Origin of the sequence: Kribbella turkmenica, assembly GCF_004348725.1 — a bacterium.
GTDB classification, from domain to species: Bacteria; Actinomycetota; Actinomycetes; order Propionibacteriales; family Kribbellaceae; genus Kribbella; species Kribbella turkmenica.
This window is the reverse complement of the sequence record NZ_SMKR01000117.1, coordinates 1-24,534: the sequence shown is the minus strand read 5'-3', so window position 1 is coordinate 24,534 and position 24,534 is coordinate 1. Positions and strand designations below refer to the sequence as shown.

The 24,534-nt window shown below is 66.6% G+C and carries 20 protein-coding genes, 3 tRNA genes and 2 pseudogenes; 7 read left to right on the top strand and 18 right to left on the bottom strand.

What is annotated here, in order from left to right; translation table 11 throughout:
• Nucleotides 1–324: 324 nt before the first annotated feature.
• Nucleotides 325–825 (top strand): DinB family protein, encoded by a 501-nt coding sequence (locus tag E1218_RS24295; RefSeq protein WP_132323960.1) that lies wholly within the window; start codon nt 325–327, stop codon nt 823–825.
• A gap of 476 nt (nt 826–1,301) precedes the next feature.
• Here E1218_RS24295 and E1218_RS24290 read toward each other — a convergent pair whose 3' ends face one another.
• The 11 genes and pseudogenes from E1218_RS24290 to E1218_RS24240 all read right to left on the bottom strand — a co-directional run bounded on the left by E1218_RS24290 (nt 1,302) and on the right by E1218_RS24240 (nt 14,287).
• Nucleotides 1,302–2,282 (bottom strand): VOC family protein, encoded by a 981-nt coding sequence (locus E1218_RS24290; protein WP_132323958.1) that lies wholly within the window; start codon nt 2,280–2,282, stop codon nt 1,302–1,304.
• Nucleotides 2,283–2,321: 39 nt separating this feature from the next.
• Nucleotides 2,322–5,639: a helix-turn-helix transcriptional regulator gene (locus tag E1218_RS24285; protein ID WP_165949400.1), complete on the bottom strand. Its 3,318-nt coding sequence runs from the start codon at nt 5,637–5,639 to the stop codon at nt 2,322–2,324.
• Between the two features lie 380 nt (nt 5,640–6,019).
• A complete protein-coding gene (locus tag E1218_RS24280) occupies nt 6,020–6,223 on the bottom strand; it encodes a hypothetical protein (RefSeq protein WP_132323954.1) in 204 nt (67 codons plus the stop codon).
• Between the two features lie 18 nt (nt 6,224–6,241).
• The gene (locus tag E1218_RS24275) at nt 6,242–7,258 is read right to left on the bottom strand and encodes an ABC transporter ATP-binding protein (protein WP_132323952.1); all 1,017 of its coding nucleotides are present in this window, start codon (nt 7,256–7,258) and stop codon (nt 6,242–6,244) included.
• On the bottom strand, nt 7,255–8,196 hold the full coding sequence (locus E1218_RS24270) for an ABC transporter ATP-binding protein (RefSeq protein WP_165949399.1): 942 nt from the start codon (nt 8,194–8,196) through the stop codon (nt 7,255–7,257). The genes E1218_RS24275 and E1218_RS24270 overlap by 4 nt, the downstream gene beginning before the upstream one ends.
• A 77-nt stretch (nt 8,197–8,273) precedes the next feature.
• Nucleotides 8,274–9,125 carry an ABC transporter permease gene (locus E1218_RS24265; protein ID WP_132323948.1) on the bottom strand — a complete coding sequence of 284 codons (852 nt, stop codon included), beginning with the start codon at nt 9,123–9,125 and terminating at the stop codon, nt 8,274–8,276.
• Nucleotides 9,122–10,189, bottom strand: a complete 1,068-nt coding sequence (locus tag E1218_RS24260) for an ABC transporter permease (RefSeq protein WP_132323946.1) — start codon at nt 10,187–10,189, stop codon at nt 9,122–9,124. Before E1218_RS24260 ends, E1218_RS24265 begins: the two co-directional genes overlap by 4 nt.
• A 69-nt stretch (nt 10,190–10,258) precedes the next feature.
• Nucleotides 10,259–12,142, bottom strand: a complete 1,884-nt coding sequence (locus E1218_RS24255; RefSeq protein WP_132323944.1) for an ABC transporter substrate-binding protein — start codon at nt 12,140–12,142, stop codon at nt 10,259–10,261.
• 551 nt (nt 12,143–12,693) lie between these two features.
• Nucleotides 12,694–12,969, bottom strand: a pseudogene (locus E1218_RS37420) (IS701 family transposase); the annotation flags it as partial.
• Nucleotides 12,970–13,074: 105 nt separating this feature from the next.
• Nucleotides 13,075–13,509 (bottom strand): annotated as a pseudogene (locus tag E1218_RS38250) (tyrosine-type recombinase/integrase); the annotation flags it as partial.
• A 322-nt stretch (nt 13,510–13,831) separates the two neighbouring features.
• The gene (locus E1218_RS24240) at nt 13,832–14,287 is read right to left on the bottom strand and encodes a hypothetical protein (RefSeq protein ID WP_132323940.1); all 456 of its coding nucleotides are present in this window, start codon (nt 14,285–14,287) and stop codon (nt 13,832–13,834) included.
• A 552-nt stretch (nt 14,288–14,839) separates the two neighbouring features.
• Here E1218_RS24240 and E1218_RS24235 point away from each other — a divergent pair.
• Both E1218_RS24235 and E1218_RS24230 read left to right on the top strand, forming a co-directional pair.
• On the top strand, nt 14,840–15,331 hold the full coding sequence (locus E1218_RS24235; RefSeq protein ID WP_132323938.1) for a transglutaminase-like domain-containing protein: 492 nt from the start codon (nt 14,840–14,842) through the stop codon (nt 15,329–15,331).
• A 129-nt stretch (nt 15,332–15,460) separates the two neighbouring features.
• A complete protein-coding gene (locus tag E1218_RS24230; protein WP_132323936.1) occupies nt 15,461–15,715 on the top strand; it encodes a hypothetical protein in 255 nt (84 codons plus the stop codon).
• A 116-nt stretch (nt 15,716–15,831) separates the two neighbouring features.
• Here the strand turns inward: E1218_RS24230 and E1218_RS24225 are convergent.
• The 3 genes from E1218_RS24225 to E1218_RS24215 form a co-directional block, all read right to left on the bottom strand.
• Nucleotides 15,832–15,904: transfer RNA gene (locus E1218_RS24225), tRNA-Phe, on the bottom strand.
• Between the two features lie 42 nt (nt 15,905–15,946).
• Nucleotides 15,947–16,023, bottom strand: a tRNA-Asp gene (locus E1218_RS24220).
• 59 nt (nt 16,024–16,082) lie between these two features.
• Nucleotides 16,083–16,155, bottom strand: a tRNA-Glu gene (locus E1218_RS24215).
• Between the two features lie 288 nt (nt 16,156–16,443).
• On the opposite strand from E1218_RS24215, the gene E1218_RS24210 reads away from it, so the two are divergent.
• Both E1218_RS24210 and E1218_RS24205 read left to right on the top strand, forming a co-directional pair.
• Complete coding sequence (locus tag E1218_RS24210; protein ID WP_132323934.1) at nt 16,444–16,809, top strand: hypothetical protein; 366 nt, start codon at nt 16,444–16,446, stop codon at nt 16,807–16,809.
• 197 nt (nt 16,810–17,006) lie between these two features.
• Nucleotides 17,007–17,357, top strand: coding sequence for a metallopeptidase family protein (locus tag E1218_RS24205; RefSeq protein WP_132323932.1), 351 nt, complete (start codon nt 17,007–17,009; stop codon nt 17,355–17,357).
• A gap of 1 nt (nt 17,358) precedes the next feature.
• Here the strand turns inward: E1218_RS24205 and E1218_RS24200 are convergent, their stop codons facing one another.
• Nucleotides 17,359–18,087, bottom strand: a complete 729-nt coding sequence (locus E1218_RS24200) for a polyprenol monophosphomannose synthase (RefSeq protein ID WP_132323930.1) — start codon at nt 18,085–18,087, stop codon at nt 17,359–17,361.
• Between the two features lie 115 nt (nt 18,088–18,202).
• Here E1218_RS24200 and E1218_RS24195 point away from each other — a divergent pair, with 115 nt between their 5' ends.
• Together E1218_RS24195 and E1218_RS24190 are read left to right on the top strand one after the other, a co-directional pair.
• Entirely contained in the window at nt 18,203–19,558 is a 1,356-nt protein-coding gene (locus E1218_RS24195; RefSeq protein WP_132323928.1) for an FGGY-family carbohydrate kinase, read from the top strand.
• Nucleotides 19,555–20,412, top strand: coding sequence for a hypothetical protein (locus tag E1218_RS24190; protein ID WP_202866162.1), 858 nt, complete (start codon nt 19,555–19,557; stop codon nt 20,410–20,412). The genes E1218_RS24195 and E1218_RS24190 overlap by 4 nt, the downstream gene beginning before the upstream one ends.
• A 454-nt stretch (nt 20,413–20,866) precedes the next feature.
• Here E1218_RS24190 and E1218_RS24185 read toward each other — a convergent pair whose 3' ends face one another.
• From E1218_RS24185 to E1218_RS24175, 3 genes are all read right to left on the bottom strand, one after another.
• Entirely contained in the window at nt 20,867–23,326 is a 2,460-nt protein-coding gene (locus E1218_RS24185; protein WP_132323926.1) for an alpha-mannosidase, read from the bottom strand.
• Nucleotides 23,323–23,925, bottom strand: coding sequence for a D-sedoheptulose-7-phosphate isomerase (locus E1218_RS24180; protein WP_132323924.1), 603 nt, complete (start codon nt 23,923–23,925; stop codon nt 23,323–23,325). Before E1218_RS24180 ends, E1218_RS24185 begins: the two co-directional genes overlap by 4 nt.
• Nucleotides 23,922–24,534, bottom strand: a 613-nt coding sequence (locus E1218_RS24175) for an ROK family protein (protein WP_132323922.1), incomplete at its 5' end; no start/stop codon positions are given. The genes E1218_RS24180 and E1218_RS24175, both read right to left, overlap by 4 nt.

Below are 24,534 nucleotides of genomic sequence, written 5' to 3'. Positions count from 1 at the left end.
CCTCCACACCGAAAGCCTCACCCGGGTAGAAGGCAACACCCTCACCCTCGCGGTGAACCACGGATCGTGCGACACCAACATTCGAGCCCACGTCGTCGAAACCGACGATCTGATAGTCATCGGCGCCACCCACATACCCCCCACCACCGGCTGCAACAACGTCGGTCACCGATCCCCAGCGACCGTCTCCCTCTCCATCCCCCTCGGCGACCGCGCAGTCAGCGCTCACACAGGAGTCAGACTCCAGCTTCCCGATCAGCCACTTGCGCGGTACGGGGATTCGAGCAGGTAGAGGCGCTGTGCGGTCCGCGTAGCCTGCGGAGCATGAACTTCACCGCGCCCGGCGAACGACAGCAGCTGAACCGCGTGGCCGACGAGCGCGAGACGCTGACCCAACAACTCGACTTCCACCGCGCGACCTTGCTGCACAAGCTGGACGGCCTCGACGACGAGCAGTTGCGCCGGCCGATGACGCCGTCCGGCCTGAGCCTGCTGGGCCTGGTCAAACATCTCGCCGGTACCGAACAGGGCTGGTTTCTGAAGATCTACGGGGGACTCGACGAGCCTGATGTGTTCGACCCGGACACGGAGTTCCGGGTCCGGCCGGAGGAGTCCGCCGACGAGTTGATCGGCGTGTACCTGCGCACCTGCGATCGGGCGCGTGAAGTGGTGGCGGCGGGAACCCTGGATGACGTGGTCACCACCCCCTGGGGCGCGCCGGTCAATCTCCGCGCCATCCTCGCCCACCTGATCCAGGAAACCGCCCGCCACAACGGCCACGCCGACATCATCCGCGAACAACTGGACGGCACCACCGGCGAATAACACCCCAACAACCAGACATCGACGTGACGCCGACCCCCCCCGGACGACCAGCGTGTGCTTGCCCACCTATCGCTGACCCAGTTGGTCGCCTGAATCGCAGGTGGCGGGCGCTGGCTCGCCGGGACGCATCATGAACTCACTCGGCCCCGCATAGGCGGCAACAGCCGGCAGAACTCAACCGCGATGCGCCGGAGGGTAGGCGGGAGCGCGCGTAGCAGACGCGATGAGGAGCGGCGGAGCGACGAGTGAGCGGCGGCCAATCACGCCTTGGGAAGGAAATCTCTCCCGGCACCGGAGAGGGCTGGTGTGGTCAGGGGCGGTCCCGAACCGCCGACCATCCGGATTTTCAGATCGTGGCAGCGTGCGACAGTGCCGATCGACGCTGGGCTCGGCTACCGGAACAAACCGCTGGCCGAGCGTCGTCGTCGTAAGCGATTGCGGTACGGCAGTTCCTCTTGAGAATCGTTGTCGTCGGGTCACTCGCCCTTGTAGCAAAGGCAGAACGGGTGGCCGGCGGGGTCGGCGTACACGGGGCAGCTGCCGCCCTGCGGCGGTAGCCGTGTCCCTCCGAGTCCGAGGGCGAGGCGTTCCTTCTCGGCCCTGTCGTCGAAGCCGATGTCGAAGTGCATCTGTGGCGGGTATTCGGGGTCGGGCCAGCTTGGTGGTTGGTAGTCGGGGACGCGCTGCAGTGCGAGCATCGGCAGCCGCTCGTCGTCGCGGGCGATCACGATTCGGTCGGGTGAGTCTGCGACCGTACGGTGCATGTCCAGCACAGCGCCCCAGAATCGGGCCAGCGGTAGTGGATCGGTGCAGTCGATCACCACGCGGACGAGCGTGCCGAATCGGTCCGTGGGTTCGGTGAGGCCGGGGTACAGGCAGAAGGGATGGCCCACCGGGTCGGCGTACACGCGCCAGCCGGGGAAGTCCTCCAGCTTCGTCGCGCCGTGCTCCAGTACCGCGTGCTCGGCGGACTCCAGGTCCGCGACCTGCACATCGAGGTGGATCTGCGTTGGATTTGCCGGGTCGCGCCAGCGTGGAGGGCGCATCCAGCCCTCGCCCGGCCCGATCTGTCCATGGGTGAGCATCGTGTAGAACGCGCGCAGCTCGTCCTCTCGCTCCTGGGGGCAGCCCATGACGACCCAAAATCGCCCGTCCTGCTCGTCGGAGTCGACCGACGTACCGACGACCTTGGCCGCGTCGTCGAGCACCACGCTCACGAACGCCGCTCCACGCTTGCCGACCAAAACGACGCGGACCAGGTGGTCGTTGACCTGCCGCGCACTGCTCACCGTCCGGTCCGAACCCGCGAGTTCCTCCACATCTGGCTGCCACGCCTCGGCGATCCACGGACCTGGATCCCATCCGAGAAGACCGCTGACCGCGTTGGCCGCTGGTACGTCCGCTTGCTCCAACGCGTCGACCCAGCGGCATGCGACTTCGACGACATCTTGCGGCATCTCCGTAGTCTCAGGTTGGCGGGTCACCCGATCAATACCTCAGGCCGGTGTCAGGCGGGTGAAGCCGCCCGTATGCTGGGGATACAGAGTCATCGGCAGACCCTCGAGGCCGTGGCTGACGAACTGCTCGACGAACGGGCTCGCCGGTCCGTAGATCTCGACCGCCTGCACGTCGATCTGGTCGAACGTCTCCTTGACTCGCTCGCCGAACAGCTTGAGGTGGTACTCAAAAGACTCCGCGTCGGGGTGAACCTGAATGACGACCGAGAACGTATGGTCCTCGGACTCCCACTGGTTGAAGGCCAGAAGCCTGGGTTCCTGCTCTTCGACGTCGGCGAACATGTCGTCGCACCAGGCGGCATAGGCCTCCGCCTTGTCCGACTTGATCCGGGACTTGCTAATCACGATGAACGGACTAGACATCAGTAGCTCCTTCGCAGCGTGGTTACCACTGCTCGACGCTACGGACGCACCGCGCCCAAAACATCTGTCATGTGACCTACTTCCGCTGAAACCGGTCAACTGTCGAGGAGGCCCGGCTCGACGGGCTAGATCCGACACCTGGGCACGTCGCTCCGCGCCCAGCTTGTGCAGGATCCGGGACACGTGGATGCCGACGGTGCGGGGGCTGATCACGAGAATCTCGGCGATCTCGGCGTTGCTCCGACCGGCCACGAGAAGAGGTAGTACCTCGAGCTCCCGCGCCGTCAAGGAACTGGCGAAGGAGGGGTCCGCCTCATGTGCGCCGGGTGACCGCACCTGTAACCGGGCGCGCACCGACAGCCGACGGACAGCTAGGCCGAGCGGACGCGCCCCGAGAGCGGACGCAGTGTCTGCGGCCGATGTGAGATGGCTCGCGGCTTCGGCACGTCCGGACCGGTTGGCCAGCAGCGCCCACCCCAGTCGCCACCGCGCGCACGCTTCCTGGTAGGGGTCACCAACCTCCTGCCATGCCTCGACCGCCCGGCGCCACGGCGCAGCGGTCCTCAATCCTGACCACCGGTCCAGCTCGGCCGCGCACATTGCGGCGAAGGCCCGCGCCCGGGGCGCGGGCTCCCGCCCGAGGTCGATCAGCCGACCCGACAGCTCGGCGTAGACCCCGGGATCGGGGTTATTCCCGCTGCGCGTGGTCCACTCGGCAACGTCGGCTTCAGCACGGCAGAGTATGGCGAGCGGCTCAGCGGCGTCGTACCCGCTGACCGAGCCGAGCGTGAGCGCCTCCCGAGCGGACTCGACTGCCTCGTCGAGGCGGCCCTCCCAGAGCAGCAACCCGGCTCGTCCGGCGAATGCGCACGCCAACGGTAGCGGCTGCTGTGGGGCCAGCTCGGTGAGTGCGCGGGTTCGCTCCAGTGCCTCTACTGCCTCGGGGAAGTCGCCGCGCCATGCCGCCAACCGGGACTGGTAGCCCCAGGAGAACAGCGCCGGAATCCCCGCGACGCGCAGACGGTCAAGGTTGAGCTCGAGCTCGTATCGCGCCTCGTCCCAGCGGCCGGTCTCACACAGATACTCGGCGAGCATGTACCGCAACGCGGCTTCCATGCTCAAGCCGAGTCCGTCGGCCGCGGCCGCACGTAGGGCGATCCGAAGGTTCGGCTCGCGATCGGCCGTGTACCCCAGCCGCTGATTGCTGAAGTTGAGCCACATCCGAGTGATGGCCACTCGGTCCCCGACACCGACTGCGGTGGCCAGGCGGCACGACTCGTCCAACGCATGGTGCCCGGTGGTCGAACCCAACCACGCGATGCCCCGCGCAAGGTACGCCTGCCAGAGAACGGCCTGGTCGTCCACATCCGCACACGCCGCCAGTGCCTCGGCAGCCAGTTGTTTGGCCTCCTCGTACTGGAAGGTGGCGGCGAGATGCCAGGCCAGCCCCGAGAGAACCGTGGCACGCACGGTAGGAGGGGCGTCGATCGGCAAGACCCGCGCTGCTTCCTGGTAGGCAGCATGCGAGCCATGCCCGTCGCCCGCCTCCCACCGGTATCGGGCAAGCCGCTCCCACCGCTGCGCCTGGTCGTTTGCCGTTCCCACACCTCGCGTGATTCGCTCGGCGGTCAGGTCGACTGCACGGGCGAAGTCGCCGGAGCGTTCCGCGGCGTAAGCCGCGCGCCGTAGCAGCTCGTCCCGGGGACCGATCTGCCGCAGAACGGGATCGCCGAGCCGGTGCCAGGTCGACAGGATCCGCTCGTAGTGCTTGTGCGCCGCAGCCGGCGCGTGCACCTGCTCGGCTTGTTCGGCGGCGGTCAGGCTCGAAAGCGCCGTCTGCTCACGCTCGCCTGCACGGTGCCAGTGTTCAGCGACAATCGCGGGCTCCACGTCGCCCCGGGCCGCCAACCTCGCCGCGACGAGTCGGTGAAGCTCGCGCCGTCGGCCGGGTGGGATCTCGTCGTACACGGCCTCCTTGAGAAGGTCGTGGCGAAACCGATAACCGATCGCGTCGAAAAGGACCAGGTCGGCGTCGCGGGCACGCTTGAGCGCGAGCGCGACCGTGGGCACGTCCATGCCGAGCACCCCGGCAATCACCAGCTCGTCGCACTGGTCGGCCACCGCTACGACCTCCAGCACCTGAGCCACGTCATCGCCCTGTTCGAGCACCCTGGTGACGAAGATGGTGCGTAGATGGTCCGGTACGCCGCCGCCTCCGAGTGCCAGGACCTCCTCCACCAGAAGAGGAATCCCGCCTGTCCGGCGATGGAGCACCTCCGCATCGGCTTCCGGGGGCCGAACCCCGGTAATGGCAGCCGCCACGTTCGCGACCTGGGTCACGGCGAGCGGCTCGAGGGCGATCCTGGTGACCGGCCCACGACGAGCCATGGCGTCGACGAATGACCCAAACTCCCGAGCGGTCACGGCGCCGTCGTACCGGTGCGTGCCGACGATCCCAAACCGGCCGCCACTCGATTGACTGACGAGGTAGGCCAAGGCATCTCGCGAGGCGTGGTCGGACCAATGCAGATCCTCGGCAACCAGAATCAGCGGATCCCGTGCGGCAAGCCCGTCCACTGCCGTTCGAAGGGCCTCGAACAGCTCTGCCCGACTGGTGGCTCGCGCGGCCATCAGCATCCGCAGCACTGGGGCATTGGATGGAACCGCACGCCGCAACGCAGAGACCAGAGGCGTGTAGGGCGCACCCACCACAGGCGCGCACTGTCCCAGCAGGACCCGGCACCGCTGGTCCTGCCATCGCCGTGTGGCCTCGGCCACCAACCGGCTCTTACCCAGGCCAGCGGAGCCACCGACGAGCGCAACCGCGGGTGCGTCTGATCGCAGTCCGCGGCCGAATTCGGCAAGCACGTCGAGTTCGTGGGCGCGCCCGACCATGACGGGGCTCGTCGTCCTCGGTGCCGACACCGGCGCCATACCAGCAGTGTGCATGCCCGCCGTGCCAGGCAGAAGCACGAGCCCTTGAACCGCTACCCAAGCCGCAGAAGCAACCGCCCCCGGTTTGTAAACAGGCAGTCACCGCCCATCCACCGACGAACACCGATCTCTGGGCGCTCGGTCACGCCATAGCCCTCCGACGCCTGATCGGACATTCGACACAGCGACCCCGCACGACCGGATTCACACATAGCGGGGTGGTCAGGGGCGATCTCGAACCGCCGACATTCCGCTTTCACCGGCGCTGTGGGAAGGTCTGCGCAGGCGCTCGGTCTGTAGCCCCATGTGTGCTGGCGTGTCAATGCACTGACACTGCACCCCGACCGTACAGATCTCTGTGGACGGGGAAGGGCAGAACGTCAATCGTCGCCGTCGCGCTTCTTGCTGACCTGTTCATCGGGCGCGAACTTCATACCGAGCGCGGCTGTGATGATCAGGGCGAGGCATGCGACGATGGCGAGATTGTCACCCATCATCCCGTGCGGGGTCTCGATCGCCGGTCGGATCACGATGGACATGATCAGCAGACCGATGCCAATCCGCAGCAGCACCCTGGCCGCCATCCTCACCACGATCAATACCTACAACCGCGTGGCTTGAGGACTTGCCTCGTCGACAGTGAGGTGCTTCAGCGGTGGGATCTCGTCGGAGAAGAAGCAGGCGGTCCGGTGACCGGAGCCGATGTCCTTGAGCGGCGGAGCCTCCTTGCGGCAGACGTCCTGGACCAGCGGACACCGGTTGGCGAAAACGCATCCCTTCGTCGAGGGCTCGCCGGTCAGACGCTCGGGACTGCTGCCCTGCTCGTCCCGCTTGCGCACCAGCACCGGGTCCGGTACGGGGATCGCCTGGAGCAGCATATGCGTGTACGGGTGGCTGGGTGACTTGATCAGATCCTCGACCGGGCCTTCTTCGACGATGTAGCCGTAGAACATGACTGCGATGCGCCCGCCCTGCGCGAAGTACCGGACCACCCCGAAGTCGTGGCTGATGAACACGAACCCGATGCCACGGTCGCGCTGGAACGAGAGCAACAAGTCAAGGATCGCGACTCGCATCGACACGTCGAGCATGCTGGTCACCTCGTCGGCAACGATCAGCTTCGGCTGCAGACTGATGGCCCTGGCGATCGACACCCGCTGCCGCTGGCCACCGGACAGCTGGTGGGGGTAACGCTGCAGGAACACCGGCGTGGCGTCCAGCCCGACCTGCTGCAACAGCTTGATCATCTCCGCCTGGACGGTTCGCCGGTTCGCCAGTTTGTGCTGCAGCATCCCTGGAGCCAACGTACTGCCGATGGTCAGTCCCGGATTTAGTGAACCGTACGGATCCTGATGCACCATCTGTACGTGACGCCGCCACTCCTTGCGTCGCTTCCCCCTCAGCCCCGCGATATCGCTGCCCTCGAAGGAAACGCTGCCGCTACTGGGCTCGTGCAATCCGGCGATCAGTCGGCCCAATGTGGACTTGCCACAGCCGGACTCGCCCACCAAGGCCACGATCTCGCCCTCCTTGGTGGACAGATCGACATTGTGCAGTACCGGCCTGCCGGTGCCCGTGTCGTAGGTGTGCGTCACATTCTGCACGTCGAGCAGGCTCATGCCTCCGACACCTCCATCGGTACAGCATTGCGATTCACGACGTGGCAGGCCACGAGGTGCCCGCCATCATCGCCGAGCAGTGGGGGCTCGGTGTGCTGGCAGATTTCCTCCGCCAATCCACACCTCGGAGCGAACCGGCAGCCAGCAGGCAGGTCGGCGAGATTCGGAACCGCGCCGCCGATCGGCTCGACCGTGAGGCCGACGTCCAGCACGCTCGGAATCGCGTTGATCAACGCCTCGACGTAGGGATGCCGGCGTTCAGCCTTGAAGATCTCCTCGACCGTCCCGGTCTCGACCAGACGCCCGGCATACATCACCGCGACTCGGGTGGCAACCTCGGCGACGACCGCAAGATCATGCGTGACGAAGACGATCGTCACACCGAGGTCGCGATGAAGATCCTTCAGGATATCGATCACAAGCCGCTGGTTGAGGACATCCAGTGCCGTGGTCGGCTCGTCCAGGATCACCACGGAGGGCTGCAGCAACAAGGCGACGGCAATCGCCACTCGCTGCTTCATCCCGCCGGACAGCTGGCTCTCGAACGACTTCCAGATCCGCTTCGGCGGGAGTTGGACGAGCTCGAGAAGGTGCTCGAAGTGATTCCGGCCCTCCTTCGGATCGGGAAACACCTCAGGATGCGCCTGCAAGATGTGGTCCACCTGAGTTCCGATGGTCACGACGGGGTTGAACGCATTCATCGCGCCCTGGAAGACCATCGCCAGCTCGGCACTGCGCAATGCGTTCAGGTCGCGCTTCGACATCGTGACCATGCCACGTCCCCGGAACCTGACGTCGCCGCCGATGATCCGGCCCGGCTGCGGCACGATTTGCAACATCGAGTACGCCAGGGTGGACTTGCCACAGCCCGACTCGCCGACCAAGGCGTAGATCTCACCGGCGGCGACCGAGAGGCTGACGTTCTCGACGGCGCGCACTGAGCCGGCGCCGTCGCCGAAGGCGACCGTCAGGTCGTCGATCTCGAGCAGGGTCTGGTCGTCTGTGTTCACGCTGTTCACTGGACACGCAGCCTCGGGTTGAACACGCTGTCAAGCGCTCGGGAGAAGAACACGAACGCGACCTGCAGGATGACGATCGCGGCCATCGGGGAGAAGAGATAGAACGCGCTGTCGGTGGTGTACAACGCTCCTTGGGCCATCGCCAGATTGATCATGATGCCCCAGTTGTTGCCGCTGATCGGAGCCACTCCGAGCAGAAACAGTCCCACGGATGCGTAGATGGCCCCGGTGATGGCCAGCAGGAAGTGAATCGCGACGTACGGCCCGACGTTCGGAAGCAGCTGCCGTCCGACCATGTTGCCGAGAGAGACGCCCTGGAGCTTGGCGGCTTCGACGAACTCTCTGCTCCGCAGGCTCATGGCCTGGGACCGGATCGCCCGGGCCAGCCCTGCCCAGGCGGTGATCGACAGGATGCAGGCCAGCACTACCGGGTTGGTGGTGTTGATCACGCTGGCGAGGACAATGATCAGCGGCAGGCCGGGGATGGTGAGGAAGATGTCGGTGATGCGCATGATGACCGTGTCGGCCACTCCGCCGACGTACCCCGTCAGCAGTCCGATCGCCACGCCGACGAAGACCGTGATAACTGCCGACAGCACGCCGACGATCATGATCGGCCGGGTGCCCACGATGATCTGGGACAGGACACCCTGACCGAGGGAGTCGGTGCCGAGAGGGTGCTCCAGTGACGGAGCCAGGTAAGCCTGGCTTGCGTCCTGCTCGTTGCCCACCTCGACGAGCATCGGGCCGAAGATCGCCGCCAGGCAGTAGATCAGCACGATCGCTCCCCCGATCAGGGCCCCCTTGTCGTGACGCAGGATCCGCCACAGGTCGCTGAGGAATCTCATGCCATCGAACCTCCTGCCGGCAGCACTTCCTGATCGGTGTCGGAGGGCTGGTCAGCGGCGCGGGCGCGGGCGGCCGGATTGGCGATCCGGGGGTCGACCAACGGGTAGAGCATGTCGACCAGGAGATTGGTGATGATCACAGAGACGGTGATCAGCAGAAAGCAGCCCATCATCAACGAGTAGTCGCGTTGGCCGACCGACTGGATCATGTAGAACCCGATCCCTGGGTACTGGAAGTAGGTCTCGATGAATACTGAGCCGCCGAACATGAAGCCCACGGACAGGGCCAGCTGCGTCACCATCGGCAGCATCGAGTTCCGCCCGACGTAGGACTGGGTAATCCGGCGATCGCTCAGTCCGCGTGACTCGGCCGCCCGAACGTACTCGGCGCCGAGCACCGAGACCGCGCTGCCCTTCATGCCGAGGGCCCATCCGCCGAATGACGTGATCACCGATGCGGCAATCGGCAGGATGGCGTGGTAGAGCACGCTGATCACGTACGGGCCGTTGAACCCTGGTGTGACGTCGACTCCGTATGCGCCACCGGACGGAAACACCTGATAAACACTGGTCAGGACGTAGAGCAGCGCGATCGCCACCAGATAGCTCGGAATGGCGCTCAGAAAGGAGACGATGAAGGTCATCGACTGTGAGAACCGGCTGCTCTGAAAGGCGGCCATCATCGCCCCGACCGCGATACCGATGATGAAGCTGATGATCAGCGACACTGCCACCACCATGATCGTCCAGGGCAAGGCCTCGGCGATCACCGCCACCACGGTGGTGCCCGGATTGGTGATCGGGCGGCCGAGGTCGCCACGGACCGCGCCCCAAACGTACTGGACGTACTGCTCCCAGACCGGAGCGTCCGGCGTCACACTGTAGACGGCGTTGATCCGTTGCTGAATCTCGACTTCGCTGAGGCCGCCCTGCATCCGCAACTGGGCCTCCAGAGCCGCCATCGGGTTGCCGGGCATCAGCCGGATCATGAAGAACGACAAGGAAATGACGATATAGATGATCAGCAACGACATCGCCAGTCGTTTCAGGATGTAGGAAACCATCAGCGCCTTCCGGGGTCGGGGCCGTACCGATTGACAACGCGTGAAGGTGCCGGCCGGAAAGTGAAGGACTCACGGCTTGGGAGTGATGTAGCCCTGCTGGATCGCCAGCGAGAGCCCTCCAGCCATGTCGGCGCTGATGATGTCCCACAGTTCACTGGTGTTGTCCTCGCCCATGGGCGGCCAGTTCGTGAACTCCTTGGTGGAGAACGGGAACTGGTAGACCTTGGTCGCGTACCAGATGTAGGGCACCTCCTCATTGATCAACTGAGCCCAGTTCCACACCTGCTCGTTCATCTCATCGCCCGGTTCGACGGTGCGGACCTGCCAGTCGATGGTGCTGGCCACGTCGACCTCACCGAGACCAGGAACGTTCATCTTCGGGCCGAAACCGATCCCGCGCTTCCCGGCGTAGTTGCCCTGGCGCGTGAAGTTGTATCCCGGGCCGAGCAGGAAGTTGTACATCCCGAGCGGGTTGCTACCACCGACGAACGCCATGCCGGCCTGGAAGTCGCCGTTGTGCTGATCGGCATCCTGCTGCGCCCCTGAGGTCGCGTTCACCTCGGACTTGATCCCGAACGCGGTCAGCGCCTTGGCTGCGGAGTTGAACGACGTGACGATGTCGGTGGTCTCGGCGTTGGCAGTGAAGGTCATCGTGAACGGTTTGCCGTCCGGCTTCATCCACTGATCGCCCTTCTTGGTGAAGCCCTCGCCCTCCAGCAGTTCGGTCGCCTTGGCCTCGTCGACCGGATACTTGTTCAGCTGCTCGATCTGATCCGGCTTGAGGTAGATCTCCTCGAGCGACGGTGAGATGCCCGTGTTGACTTCCTTCCAGGTTCCACCGGCCGCGTCATCGGTGCCATAGGCCGCCTCGCTGATCTGCTGTCTCGGAATCACGTACGCGAGTGCCTGTCGTACCGCTTTGGAGTCGAGCGGCTTCTGATTGCTGTTGAAGATGATGGCGAACCCGAATCCGAGCGGGAGGGCCGTGTTGGATTCGGGTGTCGTCTTCCAACGGTTGAGGATCGGCGGAGGCATGTACACGTTGGACAGGTGCACGTTTCCGCTGAACAACTGCGGATAGACGGTCTGCGTAGATCCGTTCAGATACCGGATGCCGGCGAACTTGATCTTGTCCGCGTCCCAGAACCCATCCCACTTGACCAGCTTGGCTTCCTTGGTGGTGATGTTCTCCAGCCGGAACGGCCCGTTGCCGATCAGCTTGTCGACTTTCAGCGCGGCCAGTTTTTTGAACGCATTGCCCATCCGCTTGAACTCGGCCATCTTCGTGGCCTGCTCCGGGTTTTCCTGCAGCATTCGGAAATACTTGGTCACATCCTGCTTCAACTCGTCGGTGACGAGCTGGCCGTACACGCTGGACGGGTACGGGCGGATCGAGTTCAAGATATCTAGTTTCGCCAGTGACTCCGGCTGGCCTTCTTTGAGAGTGAATGCGACTGTCTTGTCGTCCACGATGTCCAAGCCGGTGATGTCGTTCCAGAACCCGTCACCGCGGAGCCCGTTCAAGATGGCGGTGTCGTGCAGATCCTTGCTCGTCACCGGAGTGTCGTCCTGCCACTTCGCATCGTCGCGCAGGTGGACATTCAACTTGCCGTTCTCGACCGTCCACTTGTCGGCCAACTGTGGGATGAATTCGGTCAGGCTCGGTGATTTCGCAATAGCCAGCCGCATGGTGACGAAGTCATTCTGGATGCCGAGCTGATTCACGTTGTACGGGTTGTAGGACCACGTCGTATTCCAACTGCAGCACGGGAAGAACGTGAGGAACTTGCTGGAGTGGCCTTGTACGGCGTCTGTGCCGCCGGAGTTGCCGGCGGGGCTTCCCCCGCCGGCCGTGCCTGCGGTGCAGGCTGCCACCAACATGATCACCGTGCAGGCCGAGAACACGGCAAGCAGGCGCTTTTTGGCGCGACGGACTACTCGAGGCATCATCATCGTCGATCCTCTCGACCGGGGCGGGCGTCGGCGTCCCGATCATGTCGAGACCGAGCGGGTTAGTAAAGAGGATGGGGGAACTACCTTGTTCGAGAACCGGCCAAGTTTGTTCGCGGAACGGCCATCCGGATCGGTGGTCCATCTCCCCCTTGACTCGAGTGCCTAGTACTCCAGCCGTAGTTCGTGATCAAGTGAGTTGGACGGTATGACGGCGGTGGTGGCGGTCGCGTGCGCGTGCTTGGTGGCGGCGTCGCCATCGTGACCAGTGCAGCAGGTGCCCGATGCCGTGTTGGGTGTGGTGACGAGTCGGTGAACAGGTGCCGGATCTCGTTGGCGGTGAGCGCGATGAGCCTTCGTGGTGAAGGGGCTTCGGCTCGTGCGGCGGCCGTCGTCACGGCGAGGAACGCGGGCGCGAGCATGGCGAGGATGGTCCAGCGGTGCCACGATGTATCCAGCGGCGGACCTGGTGCTCGTCCAGCCCGGTCAATCCCTTGCCTGCTTGCAAAGACTCCTCGATCGTCCACCGGCGTCCGGCTACCGCGACGAGGGTGGCCAGCGGTGCCGGAGTACGGTCTCATCGACACCAGCACCGCGCCGGACTCACCGAGGTGACCCACAACGTAGTCACGTAGGTCATCACGAACCGCGTCGGCATCCCACACCGCACGAGACAGCAGGTTCTGCATACCGTCCGGGGACGTCTCGCCGGCGTGCTCGACGATCGCCCAGTTGGTCCGCGGCAACCCGGCCAGCAATCCGAGCAGGAACAACTCGACCCGCCGACGCGGCTCGACCCGCACGAACCGCGACGCGATCCGCCCGACCAGCTCGTCGAAACCATGCCGCCAACGATCAGGGTCTACGCGATGGCACGCAGCCACCGCGCGACCGTCTTGAGTCCACACAACCGAGATCATCAACCGGTGGCTGCACTACGTCCGGGACCGCCACACCGCCACATCACGAACTACGGCTGGAGTACTAGGACTCCGCTGACGTCTCATCGTCGTACTCGTCTCCCACCGCCTGGACCGCGGGGTCATTTGGCCAGTGTGACGCAGGTCATGGAAGGTCAGCGTGAGTCCGTCCTTCTTCCGGGCCCGAACGAACGCCTGGTAGATCGCGTTACCACGCATCCTCTGCCCGTCACGACCGATGAAGAAGAACTCGGGTCCGGCGAACTCCTCCGCATGCGCGGTCAACAATGGCCACACGTGAGGAGGCACAGCGACCTCTCGCTTGCCTACCTGAGTCTTTGGGTCCTTATCGAACTTCCGGGGGGATTCGAGTAGTTCGACCCGGTTCTTCCGAACCCAAACCTCTTTGTGCTCGGTGTCGATATCGGCGGTCCGCAGAGCGCACACCTCGCCACGTCGGAGCGTGTATCACGCAGCCACCGCTACGGCAGCGCGATACCTCGGGGTGATCGCGTTGATGAGCTGTCCTACCTGATCGGGCGTCGCGATCGGACATTCAGACGCCTTGTCCGCGCCCGCGGCCGGGATCTGGCAAGGGTTCTTGACGATTGCCTCATCACGCACCGCCGCGTTCATTACGGCTCGCAGGAATCGGTATGACTGTGCGATCGACGTCCGGCCACCGGAGCTGCGACGTGCCTTCGAGTACCACTTGCGCACGACGGGCGGTGTGATGCTCCGCAACGCTAGATGGGATTGGCAGCTATCGACCTCACCCGCCTGACTCGGGTCCGTGATAGGTAACGCCGTGCCGTCGGCAAGCATCTGCTAGGGCCTGATCGGCTGCCTGGAGCTGGGCACCATCGATGATCATGACCTCAGCGAAATGTCGGAAGCCCGAGGGCGGCGGATCGGCGCGGGAATCGACAAGAACGAATGGGAACGGTCCACCTGATTTTGGGCCAATCGCCCAGACAAGCTGACGTGCCCACCGCTGGAGCAACACATGCCGCAGGTCAGCCCAGGCCGCGGCCTCGCGGCGATCGCCCCGGTACATCCACACCAAGTGCCTGCCATCGTCGACAAGCTGGCTTGTTGCGCACACCTTGGCCCACCACCACGCTCGGAGGAGCCCGGCGAGCACGACCGCGACACCGAAGGCCACCAGGCCGAGGGTCTCGACGGCGATCCCAACCGCGATGAAGACGAGCCCGACCAACGAGAGCATGACAGCTCCTCGCCAAGTCCCACGTGCAGAGGCCGAGACAAGGATCAATCCAGGTCCGGCATCATCAGGTCGGTCACTCATGGGAGCAACTATGCCGCCCTTGCTTTGCTAACGGATTTGTCAACAGGACGCGTAGACGGCGGTGGACAGCGCGCGGCGATCGGAGATTCGTAGGCTCGGACGCGAGCGTGAGGGGGTGCTCGGGGGCCACCTGATGGTTGCGTTGCTAGGCAGTCCACGCCAGTGGGTCTTTGGGCATTCAGGAGTTCCGCCGACAGCGACACCGGTGAAGGCGTCCTGAATGGTCTCGTTGAGGCTTCTGGCCGATGGAGCGCTAAGGCTGAACGTCGGGCGGATTCCGAGGACAGTCAATGTCGGTGTGCGCAGCTGATGACGTCGAGTACTTGGTCCTCGTCTCCGAGATACAGACCGTGGGTCTGGAGAAGGTCGCAGTGATCACTGGATGGCTCGGGCCGGTGCGCTGGTTTCTGACGGCGGTGACGCCGCCGTAAATGCCTGAAATGGCACCGAAAATCAGGGCAGGATCGTCGCATGACCACTCGGCGCCGACTCGCGCGACATTCCGCCTTCTCCGACCCGGGACGGCACGGCCGGCTGCTCCGTGAGCTGTCCGGGATCGAGGAGATCTGCACGGCCGTCAGCAATCTCGTCCTCCACTATCGCGCCGAGGCGCACCTACTCCGCGATGACCGTCGCGACGAGATCAACTCGCGCTGGGTCTCAACCCTTCTGGACCTTGATCAGGCACGGCATCCCCGCCCGCTGCTGGATCCACGGCCGCCTGACGACCGGGTGGCGGGATGCTGTCGTGACCATTCCCTGCTCGCGGTCGCCGCTCTTCGCGAGCAGGAAACCCCGGCGCGAACCCGGGTGGGCTTCACCGGCTACTTCCCGGGACCTCCGGACTTCCGTGGTGATCACGTCGTCGCCGAATGGTGGAACGGCGCGCGGTGGCAGCGGTTCGATCCCGAGCTCGAGGCCGGGGAGTCGTTCGTTCGATGTCCGCGATCTGCCGACCGGTGAGGGCGCCCACTTCGAGACCGCCGCGGAGGTCTGGACGGGCTATCGTGCCGGTCGCCTCGATCCCGCGCGCTAGGCGTGGCTCCGGGGTCGGAGCTGTCCGGTCCGGGATTCATCCGGACATACGTGGTCATGGAAGTCCTGCACCGGTACGGTCACGAGACACTCCTGTGGGACGAGGTCGGCACTGGGATCACAGATTCCGATGCCGACGAGGTCGCCCGACTCCTGCTGGCCGCCGCCGCCGGAGATTCGGCGGCCGAAGATCACCTGGAGCGGCAGTTCCAGACCGACCCGAAGCTCCGACCGGCCCCAACGGTCACCCAGCTCTCGCCGTACGGGGACCCATCGGTCACGATCCACCTCACGCCGCGCCCTCGGCCGTGAGCCGCCGCGGAGTGGAACTGTATTGCCCGTCCTGATGCTCGCCCTTGCCGCATAGGCGTTGCGGTAATAGTGGAGGATCGGCGGTTCTCAGATCGAGAAACCGCAGGTGAGAGAGGTGGTCAGGGGCGGTCTCGAACCGCCGACCTTCCGCTTTTCAGGCGGACGCTCTACCAGCTGAGCTACCTGACCGGGAGAAAACAGGCGGCGGTGTTTGACACCGCCGCCTTCTCCTGGCGACCCAGACGGGACTCGAACCCGCGACCTCCGCCGTGACAGGGCGGCACGCTAACCAACTGCGCCACTGGGCCAGATTTCTCGACGATCCTACAACATCTTCGAGGTGGTTCTGACACCGGCCTTTCGACCGTATCCCCAACGGGATTCGAACCCGCGTTACCGCCTTGAAAGGGCAGCGTCCTAGGCCACTAGACGATGGGGACTCGGACCCGCGGGAGCCGAAGCTCCAGGGACAGCCGTAAGCATAGAGGAGTCTGGCGCTGGGTCCAAAACGAGTTCTCGGAGGCCCTGAGCAGGGGACGCGGGGGCGGGCGCCGGACGCCGGGGACACCACGGCGTACGGCGCCCTGAGGGGCTAGTTGGTGGCGTCAGGGGCGACCAGCTGCGGGTACTAAGCGGCGAACCGGTCGCAGATCGCGAGCGCCGGCAGGGCCGCGTGGCCGGATGTCGTGGGCCCACAGGGCGGACCGCATCCGCTCTACGGCGCGCACGTGCTTCAGGACGCCAACGCCCTTCACCTCGTGCAGGCCGGCATCGAGGCCGGGGAGATGGCGCGCGTGCTCCCGCACGTCCCGCTCAACATTACGATTGTCGACAATCGCTGGCCCTTGGTCGGCGCACGGGCCGAGGTACGGCGAGAGCCCGGGTTCGGCGCGATCGGGGTGCACGACTCGCCGCTGCCGGCCGGGCTCGCCCGGATCTTCGACGCGCTGTGGCGGATCGCCGTACCGATCACCGGCGGGACCGAGCTGAACGACGTCACCGCCTGGGCCGAGCCTGGACGCCAGGCGGCTGCTGACCTATCTGAGCGCCGGTCTGACCGACGAGTCGATCGCCCGGGAGTTCGGGGCGAGTGAGCGGACCATTGCCCGGCGGATCGGCCGGCTGCAGGAGGCGCCGGGCGCGCAGACCAGGCTCCAGCTCGGCGTCCAGGCGTCCCGGCAGGGCTGGCTCTGAGCGCCCGACGGGCGATCTCCAGCCGACTTCGGCGGTGTTTGCCAACCTTCTGTGTTCAGGAGCACATGAGGTGGCGCCGGGTCACTACCCTGGCTGCGTGATCGAGATGAGCCGCGCGGACTTCGAGGTGCTGGTGTCCGAGGCGCTGGACGAGGTGCCGCCGGAGCTCGCCGCGCTAATCGACAACGTCGCGATCTTCGTCGAGGACGAGCCGCCGGCGAGCGATCCGCAGTTGCTCGGGATCTACGAGGGCATCCCGCTGACCGAGCGCGGGCACTACTACGGCGGCGTACTGCCGGACCGGATCACGATCTACCGCAATCCGACGCTGGCGATCTGCGACACCGTCGACGACGTCGTCGACGAGGTGAACATCACCGTGGTGCACGAGATCGCGCACCACTTCGGCATCGACGACGCCCGGTTGCACGAACTGGGCTACGGCTGAATCAGGACCGCCGGAACAGCAGCCTCCACGGCATCAGCGCGGACTCGAGCTGCACCTTGAAGCTCATCTTGGACGCCCCCGCGGTCCGCTCCTCGAAGCGGATCGGGGTCTCCGCGATCCGCAGTCCGCGGCGGACGGTGCGGTAGTTCATCTCGACCTGGAACGAGTACCCGTTGCTCTCGATCGTGGTGACGTCGATCCAGCGCAGCGTGTCCGCCTTCCACGCCTTGAACCCGGCGGTGGCGTCCTTCACGTGCAGCCGCAGGATCGCGTTCACGTAGAAGTTGGCCCACGCGGACAGCGCCCGGCGGTGCCAGCCCCACTCCGCGGCCGCGCTGCCGCCCTCGACGTACCGCGACCCGATCACGACGCCGGCGTCCGTGGTCCGGAGCATCTCGACCATGGTCGGAATCACCGAGGCCGGGTGCGACAGGTCGGCGTCCATCTGGATTACGATGTCCGCGCCCTCGTCCAGCGCGCGGCTGATGCCGGCGATGTACGCCCGGCCGAGGCCGTTCTTCTCGGTCCGGTGCAGTACGGCGACGGTCTCCGGCGACTTCTTCGCCAGCTCGTCGGCCACCTCGCCGGTACCGTCGGGGGAGTTGTCGTCGACCACGAGCATCTGCAGGCCCGGCAGGTTCAGGTCGGACAGCAGCCCGGCCAGCACGGGCAGATTCTCCCGCTCGTTGTAGGTCGGCACGACGACGACGATCTTGCTCAGCTCACCCATGACTTTCCTTCTTCGGGGACCACCGGACGCTATCGCATTCACCGGCCGACTGCCCCAGTGGCGGCCTGCATCGTTCCAGTAACGCACGGAGACGCGGCGCACTAGGGTCAAGCACGTGACCTGGCTAGGCGTTGACGTCGGTACGACGAATCTGAAGGTGTGCCGAGTTCCGGCGGACCACACCGGGCAGGACGTGGTCGTCCGGTCGGTCCGTACGCCGGATGACGCTACGGAGCTGCAGGACGCCGTACGGCGACTGGTCGGCGAACTGGCGGACGGGGAGCGGGTCAGCGGCATCGGCATCTCCGGGATGGCGGAGACGGGCGTACCGCTCGACCGGGAACTCCGGCCGCTGACCAAGCTCATCACCTGGCGTGACCAGCCGGGGGTCAACCAGGCCGAGGTGTTGCGGGCAGAGGTCGGTCAGGAGGAGCTGTACGCCCGGACTGGTCTCCGGCTCAGTCCGAAGCTGCCGGTAGTCACCTGGCGCTGGCTGCGGGACACCGGGGTCCTGGCGCACACCTACCTGTGGGCCGGTGCGCCTGACCTGGTGCTGGCCGCGCTGACCGGCACTCACGCCATGCACCTCACCCACGCGCAGCGTCTTGGCGTGCTGGACCTGCGCAGCAGGCAGTGGGACCCAGAACTGCTCGGGTACGGCGGTCTGGATCGTCTGCCACCCATGGTCGAGCCGATGACCGTTGCCGCGACCACACCGGCCGGTGTTCCGGTAGTGCTGTGCGGCCACGACCACCTGGTCGGTGCCTGGGCCGCTGGGGTGCGTGAGCCCGGTCAGGTGGCGGACTCCCTCGGCACTGCGGAGGCGGTCATCACACCAAGCCGTGAGCTCGTGCTGGACGACGTACTGCGGCAAGAGGGCATCAGCACCGGCTGGTACGTCGATGGTCGTCACGGGTGCGCGATCTCGGGCAATGGCGCCGCAGGCGGTCTGGTGGAGCAGCGGTTGGCCGCGCTCGACCGCGATTACCCGTGGCTGAACGCAGTACTGGACGCCGATCGGCCGCCGAGTGAGCGGTTCGTCGCGCCCTATCCACAAGGGCGTCAGGCGCCGGCGCCTGATCCGCGGTCGACGTACGACGTACAGCTGCCGGTGGACGAGCCGGACGAGGAAATGCGCGCGCTGGTGGATGCGTTGAGCTTCCATGCGCGGTGGATGACTGAGGAGCAGACCCGGCTGCTCGGGATCCCGTGGCGGAGCACTGTGGCCTTCGGTGGTCCGGTGAGGCTCGAGGGGTGGATGCGGCGGAAGGCGCTCGCGTCGGGCGGCCGGGAGTTCGCCGTACTGCGTGGAGAGGCGACCGCGGCCGAGGGGGCTGCACTGATGGCGGCCGAGGTGGTGACCGGCTCGCCCGTGGAACCGCTGCCGCCAACGCCAGTCGTCGTTTCCCCACAGCTGGCTGAGACGTGGGATGGCGCCTTCTGGCATCGATTCCATAAGGTGGTGTCGTGAGCCCGACACTCGATGCCCTCGCCTATCCCGACGGAACGTTCGCCATGGTCGCGATGGACCAGCGCGAGAGTCTGCGCACGATGCTCGCCGATCACGGCCGGCCCGACGATCCGGAGGCGATCACCGCCTTCAAGGCTGCCGTCGCCGAACACCTTGCCCCGTTGGCGTCCGGCTTCCTGATCGACAAGGGGTACGACGCTCCGCCCCGGCCCGGGTGGATCCTCGCAGCCGACGCGCTCACGCAGGAGCGTGGCGGACCGGTCACGGACACCCACCTGGACGAGTCCGTGGACCCGCAGGCCGCGCGCGCCGCCGGAGCCGTCGCGCTCAAGCTCCTGGTGATCTGGAAGCGCGACGACCAGCAGCAACGCCGCCTCGACATGGCCGCCGAGTTCGTCCGCCGCTGCGCCGACGCCGGACTGTTGTCAGTCCTGGAGCCGGTGGCCCAGCCGGCAGCCGGCGAGGACGACTTCGACCTGGACACCGCGATCGTCGAGGCCGCCGAAGCACTCGGCCCCGTCCGCCCAGACCTCTACAAGGCCCAGGTGCCGAGCCGCGGCCTCGGCGACCCCGACCAGATCATCAAGACCTGCGAGCAACTCACCACCACCCTGCCCACGCCGTGGGTCGTCCTCTCCAACGGCGTGGCCCGCGACGACTTCCCCCGCGCCGTCGAGCTGGCCTGCCGAGGCGGCGCCTCCGGCACCCTCGCCGGCCGCGCCCTCTGGACCCCAGCCCTGGAAACCCCCAGCCCCACCGAAGCCCTCACCACAACCTGTCGATCCCGCCTGGAACTCATCAGCGACATAGTCCACCAGCACGCCCGCCCGTGGCGCGAGGCTGCCACCAGTTGACGTCGTTCAGCCGTAGGGCGTTTTCGGCGGCGAGGAGGAGTAGGCCTAGGGGCCAGGTGTGGGAAGGGGCGAGGAGGGCGCCGGGTGGGCCGAAGCATGGAGTCTGGTAGAAGCGTTCGGTGAGCATGCCTCGGCGGCCGTTGAAGTCGCCGTCGCGGCGGGCGACGAACTGGCGGGCGAAGCGGAGATGTTCTGTTGCCGCGAGCACGTAGCTCTGGTCGCCGCTCCAGGTGGAAGAGCAGCCAGTTCGGTGGTGCAGATCAGGCCGTACGTGTGCAGATGCTGGTTGGACGGGCTGGCAGTGTCTGCGCCTCTCGTGCGGAAGTTGTAGGCACCGGGCGGCGGCATCCACTCGTCCGGCTCACGCACCGGACCCCAGACCCGGTGGTGCCGCCACTCGTCACCGAGAAACCCGCGAACCTGCCAGCCGGATTCTCCGAGCAGAACCCGCACGTCACCGACCCAGTGGCGGCGGCTTCGCCGGGTCCCACTCGAGCAGGTCGGCCTCGACCGGAGCCGCCTCGGCGGACGCCGGAAGCTGCAGCGTCTTCACCTCGTGCGGCCCGAACGCCGTCTCGAACGAACGGCCGAGGAACGGCAGGTCGACCCGAACCGAGGCGGCTCGTCCGCTCGTCTCGTAGCCGCGCAGGACGACCGTGCCGTTGTCGTCCTCACCGCGCTTCAGGACCGAGAAGACCACGTCGTCCGATCCGCTCACCGTGAGGTACGACTGCGAGACCGGCAGCGGCCCGTCGTGGAAGCACTCGATCAGCGGCGTCACCGGCTGGTTCAGCTCCGCGGCCCGGCGTACGACGCCCGCCGTACGCCAGTCGCCGGCGTGCGGCTGCAGCCGGTAGGTGAACCGCTGGAGGCCCTGGTCCAGGTACTCGTACACGCCGTCGTCGTCCAGCCGTCGCGGATCGTGCCACGCGTAGACGGGCGACCGCACGACCGTCATCGCGAGCACCGGCTTGCCTGCCTTGGAGCCGTCGACCGCGAACGAGTACTTGCCGTCGTTCAGCACCGCGACGCCACCGCCGGCCCCCGAGATGTCCACCCAGGCGTGCGACGGGACCTCCTCGCGGTTCTGCTCGCGGACCAGGTGCCCGTACGGGATCTCGTGCGTCGCCTCGGACTTCTTCACCGCGAACGGGAAGCACAGCTTCAGCGCCTTCAACTGCTCCCGCCAGTCGACCGTCACCCGGACCTCGACCGCGTCCGACTCCGCGTCGAGCACGAACTCCTCGACCAGCTTCGACTGCCCGTACGCCGACTCGACCCGGACGACCTGACGCACCGGCCCGTCCGCGAGCCGGCGCACCCGGGTCACCTCGAACGCCCCGGTCGTGTTCCACAGCGACCGTACGCCGTGACTCCAGGTGTCGGTGTCGTCGTCGATCACCTGCGCGTGCGCGACTCCGGAGGCCACCAGGTTCGGCCCGTCGGCCAGTCCGAGCGAGCGCAGCCAGCCGGTCTTCTTGTCGACCTCGGCCCGCACGACGCCGTTGTCCAGGACCAGGTCACCGGTCGGCTCGCCCAGGTGGTACGACGACGCGTCGCCCGGACGCATCGAGTAGAGCTGGTACCCCAGCGGCGGGACCTTCGCGGTGAAGGCTACCCGCCGCCGGCCGTTGGCGGTCGCCGCCGACCGGATCTCCTGGACGTCGATCACCGGACCGTCGAGCCCCTCGGACAGGGCGATGTCGCCGCGCAGCGGCGCCGGGTAACCGAGCTCGAGCTCGACCGTCGCGGTCACCGGCCACGCGTGCGGGTTGAACACGGCGACCGGAACCATCGCCGTCTCCGCCGGGATGTCGATCTGCCGGGCGATCGATTGGATCGACCGGTTCGCGAGCCGGGCCGCGATCGACTTCGCCTCGCCGAGCTGGTCGCGGGCGTCGTCGTACGCCGGCTCGATCGCGGTGCCGGCCGCGATGTCGTGGAACTGGTTGAACAGCACCTGCTTCCAGGCGTGCCCGAGCTCGGCGGTCGCGTCCGGCGTACCGCTGACCGCGGCAGCGATCGTGGTCCACTTCTCCGCCGCGAGCAGCGCCTGCTCGGCCAGCCGGTTCTGCCGCTTCACACCGGAATGCGCGGCGTAGCAGCCGATCGCGTGCGGCTGCAGCTCGGTCGGGTGCACCGGGATGCCGTCGAACGTGCGGGCCTCGTCGAAGAACCGGCGCATCGTGGACGGGAACATCTCCGGGAACAGGTCGCGGCGGGCGAGCTGCTGGATCGACTCGATGTTCTCGATCGTCGGGCCGCCGCCGTGGTTGCCCACGCCGTAGAACACCATCAGCGGCTCAGTTGTCACCGGCAACTGTTGCAGCGCCTTGGTGACGTGGCCGGAGATCTCGCCGCGGGGCGAGCAGTACTCGTGCGGAATCCGGTAGGCGAGCACGCGCGAGCCGTCCGCGGACTCCCACCAGAACTTCTGGCCGGGCAGCTCCCGCTCGTGGGCCTGCGGCCGGAGGAACGCGTACGAGTCCAGCCGGGCCTTGCTGAGCAGCTGCGGCAGGGTCGCGTTGTGGCCGAACGGGTCGACGTTGCAGCCGACGGTCGCGATCACGCCCAGGTGCTCGGCGAGCCAGCGCTGCGAGTACAACGCGTGCCGGACGAACGCCTCACCGCCGGGGATGTTGCAGTCCGGCTCGACCCACCAGCCGCCGACGATCTCGAATCGGCCCTCGGCGACCCGCTTGCGGATCCGCTCGAACAGGCCGGGGTCGTGCTCGGCGATCCAGGTGAAGTAGGCAACGGAGTCCGCGGTGAAGACGTAGTCCGGATACTCGTCCATCCGGTCGAGCGCCGACCGGAACGTCGCCCGGACCTCCTGGTACCCCTCCTGCCACTGCCAGAGCCACACCGCGTCGATGTGTGCATTGCCGATCATGTGCAGTGGACCACGTGTCATCTAGCTGTCTCCGTGTCGGTGCCGGCTGCCCAGCGGTCGACGAGTTCGCTGACCAGGTGCAGGGCGAGTACGTGCATCTCCTGGATCCGGGCCGTCTCCTCGGCCGGTACGACGACCGCCAGGTCGGCCGCGGCCGCGAGGTCCTTGCCTCGCGCCGACGTGAAGGCGACCGAGCAGGCGCCGTTGGCCCGCGCCGCTGCGAGCCCTTTCACCACCGTAGGGGAAGTGCCCGACGTGCTGAAACCCACCACCATGTCCTGCGGGCGGACCAGCGCGGTCACCTGCCGCGCGAACACGTCGTCGTAGGAGTAGTCGTTCGCGATGCAGCTCACCACCGCGGCGTCGCCGACGAGCGCGACCGCGGGGAGCGGTCGCCGTTCGCGCAGGTAACGGCCGATCAGCTCGCCGGCCAGGTGCTGCGCGTCGGCGGCGGACCCGCCGTTGCCGTACGTGTACAGCACACCGCCGGCGCCGAGCCGGCGGATCAGTTCGTCGGCGACAGCCTGCACCTGGGGCAACTGGTCCCGCATCGCCGCGGTCACCTCGGCGTGCCGCTCGAGTTGCCCGTCCAGCAGGCCGTCCACGAAAAGTTCGGTCATCGGGACCCGTCACAACGGTGGAAGGCGATCGCGGCGGCGCCCAGCACCCCGACCGCATCACCGTGCTTGCTGAGCACGACGTCGCAGGCCGCGGCCGCCGGTGGCATCGCCTGCCGCAGCGCGGCCGCGCGCACGGGCGCCAGCAACTGCTCGCCCGCCCTGGTCACCCCACCGCCGAGTACGACGAGTTGCGGCTCGCACACGTTGATCAGTACGGCGACCATCCGCCCGAGCATCGTGGTCGTCTCGGCCCACACCGCGACCGCGACCGGATCACCGGCCTGAGCCTGCTCCGCGACGTCCTTGGCGGTGATCACCGGCAACGCGGCGAGACTCGAGTCCGGCCGGGCCGCGACGGCTTCCACGGCCCGCCGGGCGATCGCCGTCCCCGAGACGTAGGCCTCGGCGCAGCCGCGAGCACCGCAGCCGCACTGGCGACCCTGCCAGTCGACCACCACGTGCCCCAGCTCTCCACCCTGGTCGGCCGCACCGCGAAACAGCGTGCCATCGGTGACGACGCCGCCGCCGAACCCGGTCGAGACCGTCAGGTACACCAGGTTCCGCACGTCCCAGCCAACCCAGCGGTACTCGACGAACGCGGCCGCGGTC

Coding starts and splice junctions, on each gene's coding strand:
- E1218_RS24295 (WP_132323960.1), top strand. CDS start 325: ATGAACTTCACCGCGCCCGGCGAACGACAGCAGCTGAACCGCGTGGCC.
- E1218_RS24290 (WP_132323958.1), bottom strand. CDS start 2,282: ATGCCGCAAGATGTCGTCGAAGTCGCATGCCGCTGGGTCGACGCGTTG.
- E1218_RS24285 (WP_165949400.1), bottom strand. CDS start 5,639: ATGGCGCCGGTGTCGGCACCGAGGACGACGAGCCCCGTCATGGTCGGG.
- E1218_RS24280 (WP_132323954.1), bottom strand. CDS start 6,223: ATGGCGGCCAGGGTGCTGCTGCGGATTGGCATCGGTCTGCTGATCATG.
- E1218_RS24275 (WP_132323952.1), bottom strand. CDS start 7,258: ATGAGCCTGCTCGACGTGCAGAATGTGACGCACACCTACGACACGGGC.
- E1218_RS24265 (WP_132323948.1), bottom strand. CDS start 9,125: ATGAGATTCCTCAGCGACCTGTGGCGGATCCTGCGTCACGACAAGGGG.
- E1218_RS24260 (WP_132323946.1), bottom strand. CDS start 10,189: ATGGTTTCCTACATCCTGAAACGACTGGCGATGTCGTTGCTGATCATC.
- E1218_RS24255 (WP_132323944.1), bottom strand. CDS start 12,142: ATGATGATGCCTCGAGTAGTCCGTCGCGCCAAAAAGCGCCTGCTTGCC.
- E1218_RS24240 (WP_132323940.1), bottom strand. CDS start 14,287: ATGCTCTCGTTGGTCGGGCTCGTCTTCATCGCGGTTGGGATCGCCGTC.
- E1218_RS24235 (WP_132323938.1), top strand. CDS start 14,840: ATGACCACTCGGCGCCGACTCGCGCGACATTCCGCCTTCTCCGACCCG.
- E1218_RS24230 (WP_132323936.1), top strand. CDS start 15,461: ATGGAAGTCCTGCACCGGTACGGTCACGAGACACTCCTGTGGGACGAG.
- E1218_RS24200 (WP_132323930.1), bottom strand. CDS start 18,087: ATGGGTGAGCTGAGCAAGATCGTCGTCGTCGTGCCGACCTACAACGAG.
- E1218_RS24185 (WP_132323926.1), bottom strand. CDS start 23,326: ATGACACGTGGTCCACTGCACATGATCGGCAATGCACACATCGACGCG.
- E1218_RS24180 (WP_132323924.1), bottom strand. CDS start 23,925: ATGACCGAACTTTTCGTGGACGGCCTGCTGGACGGGCAACTCGAGCGG.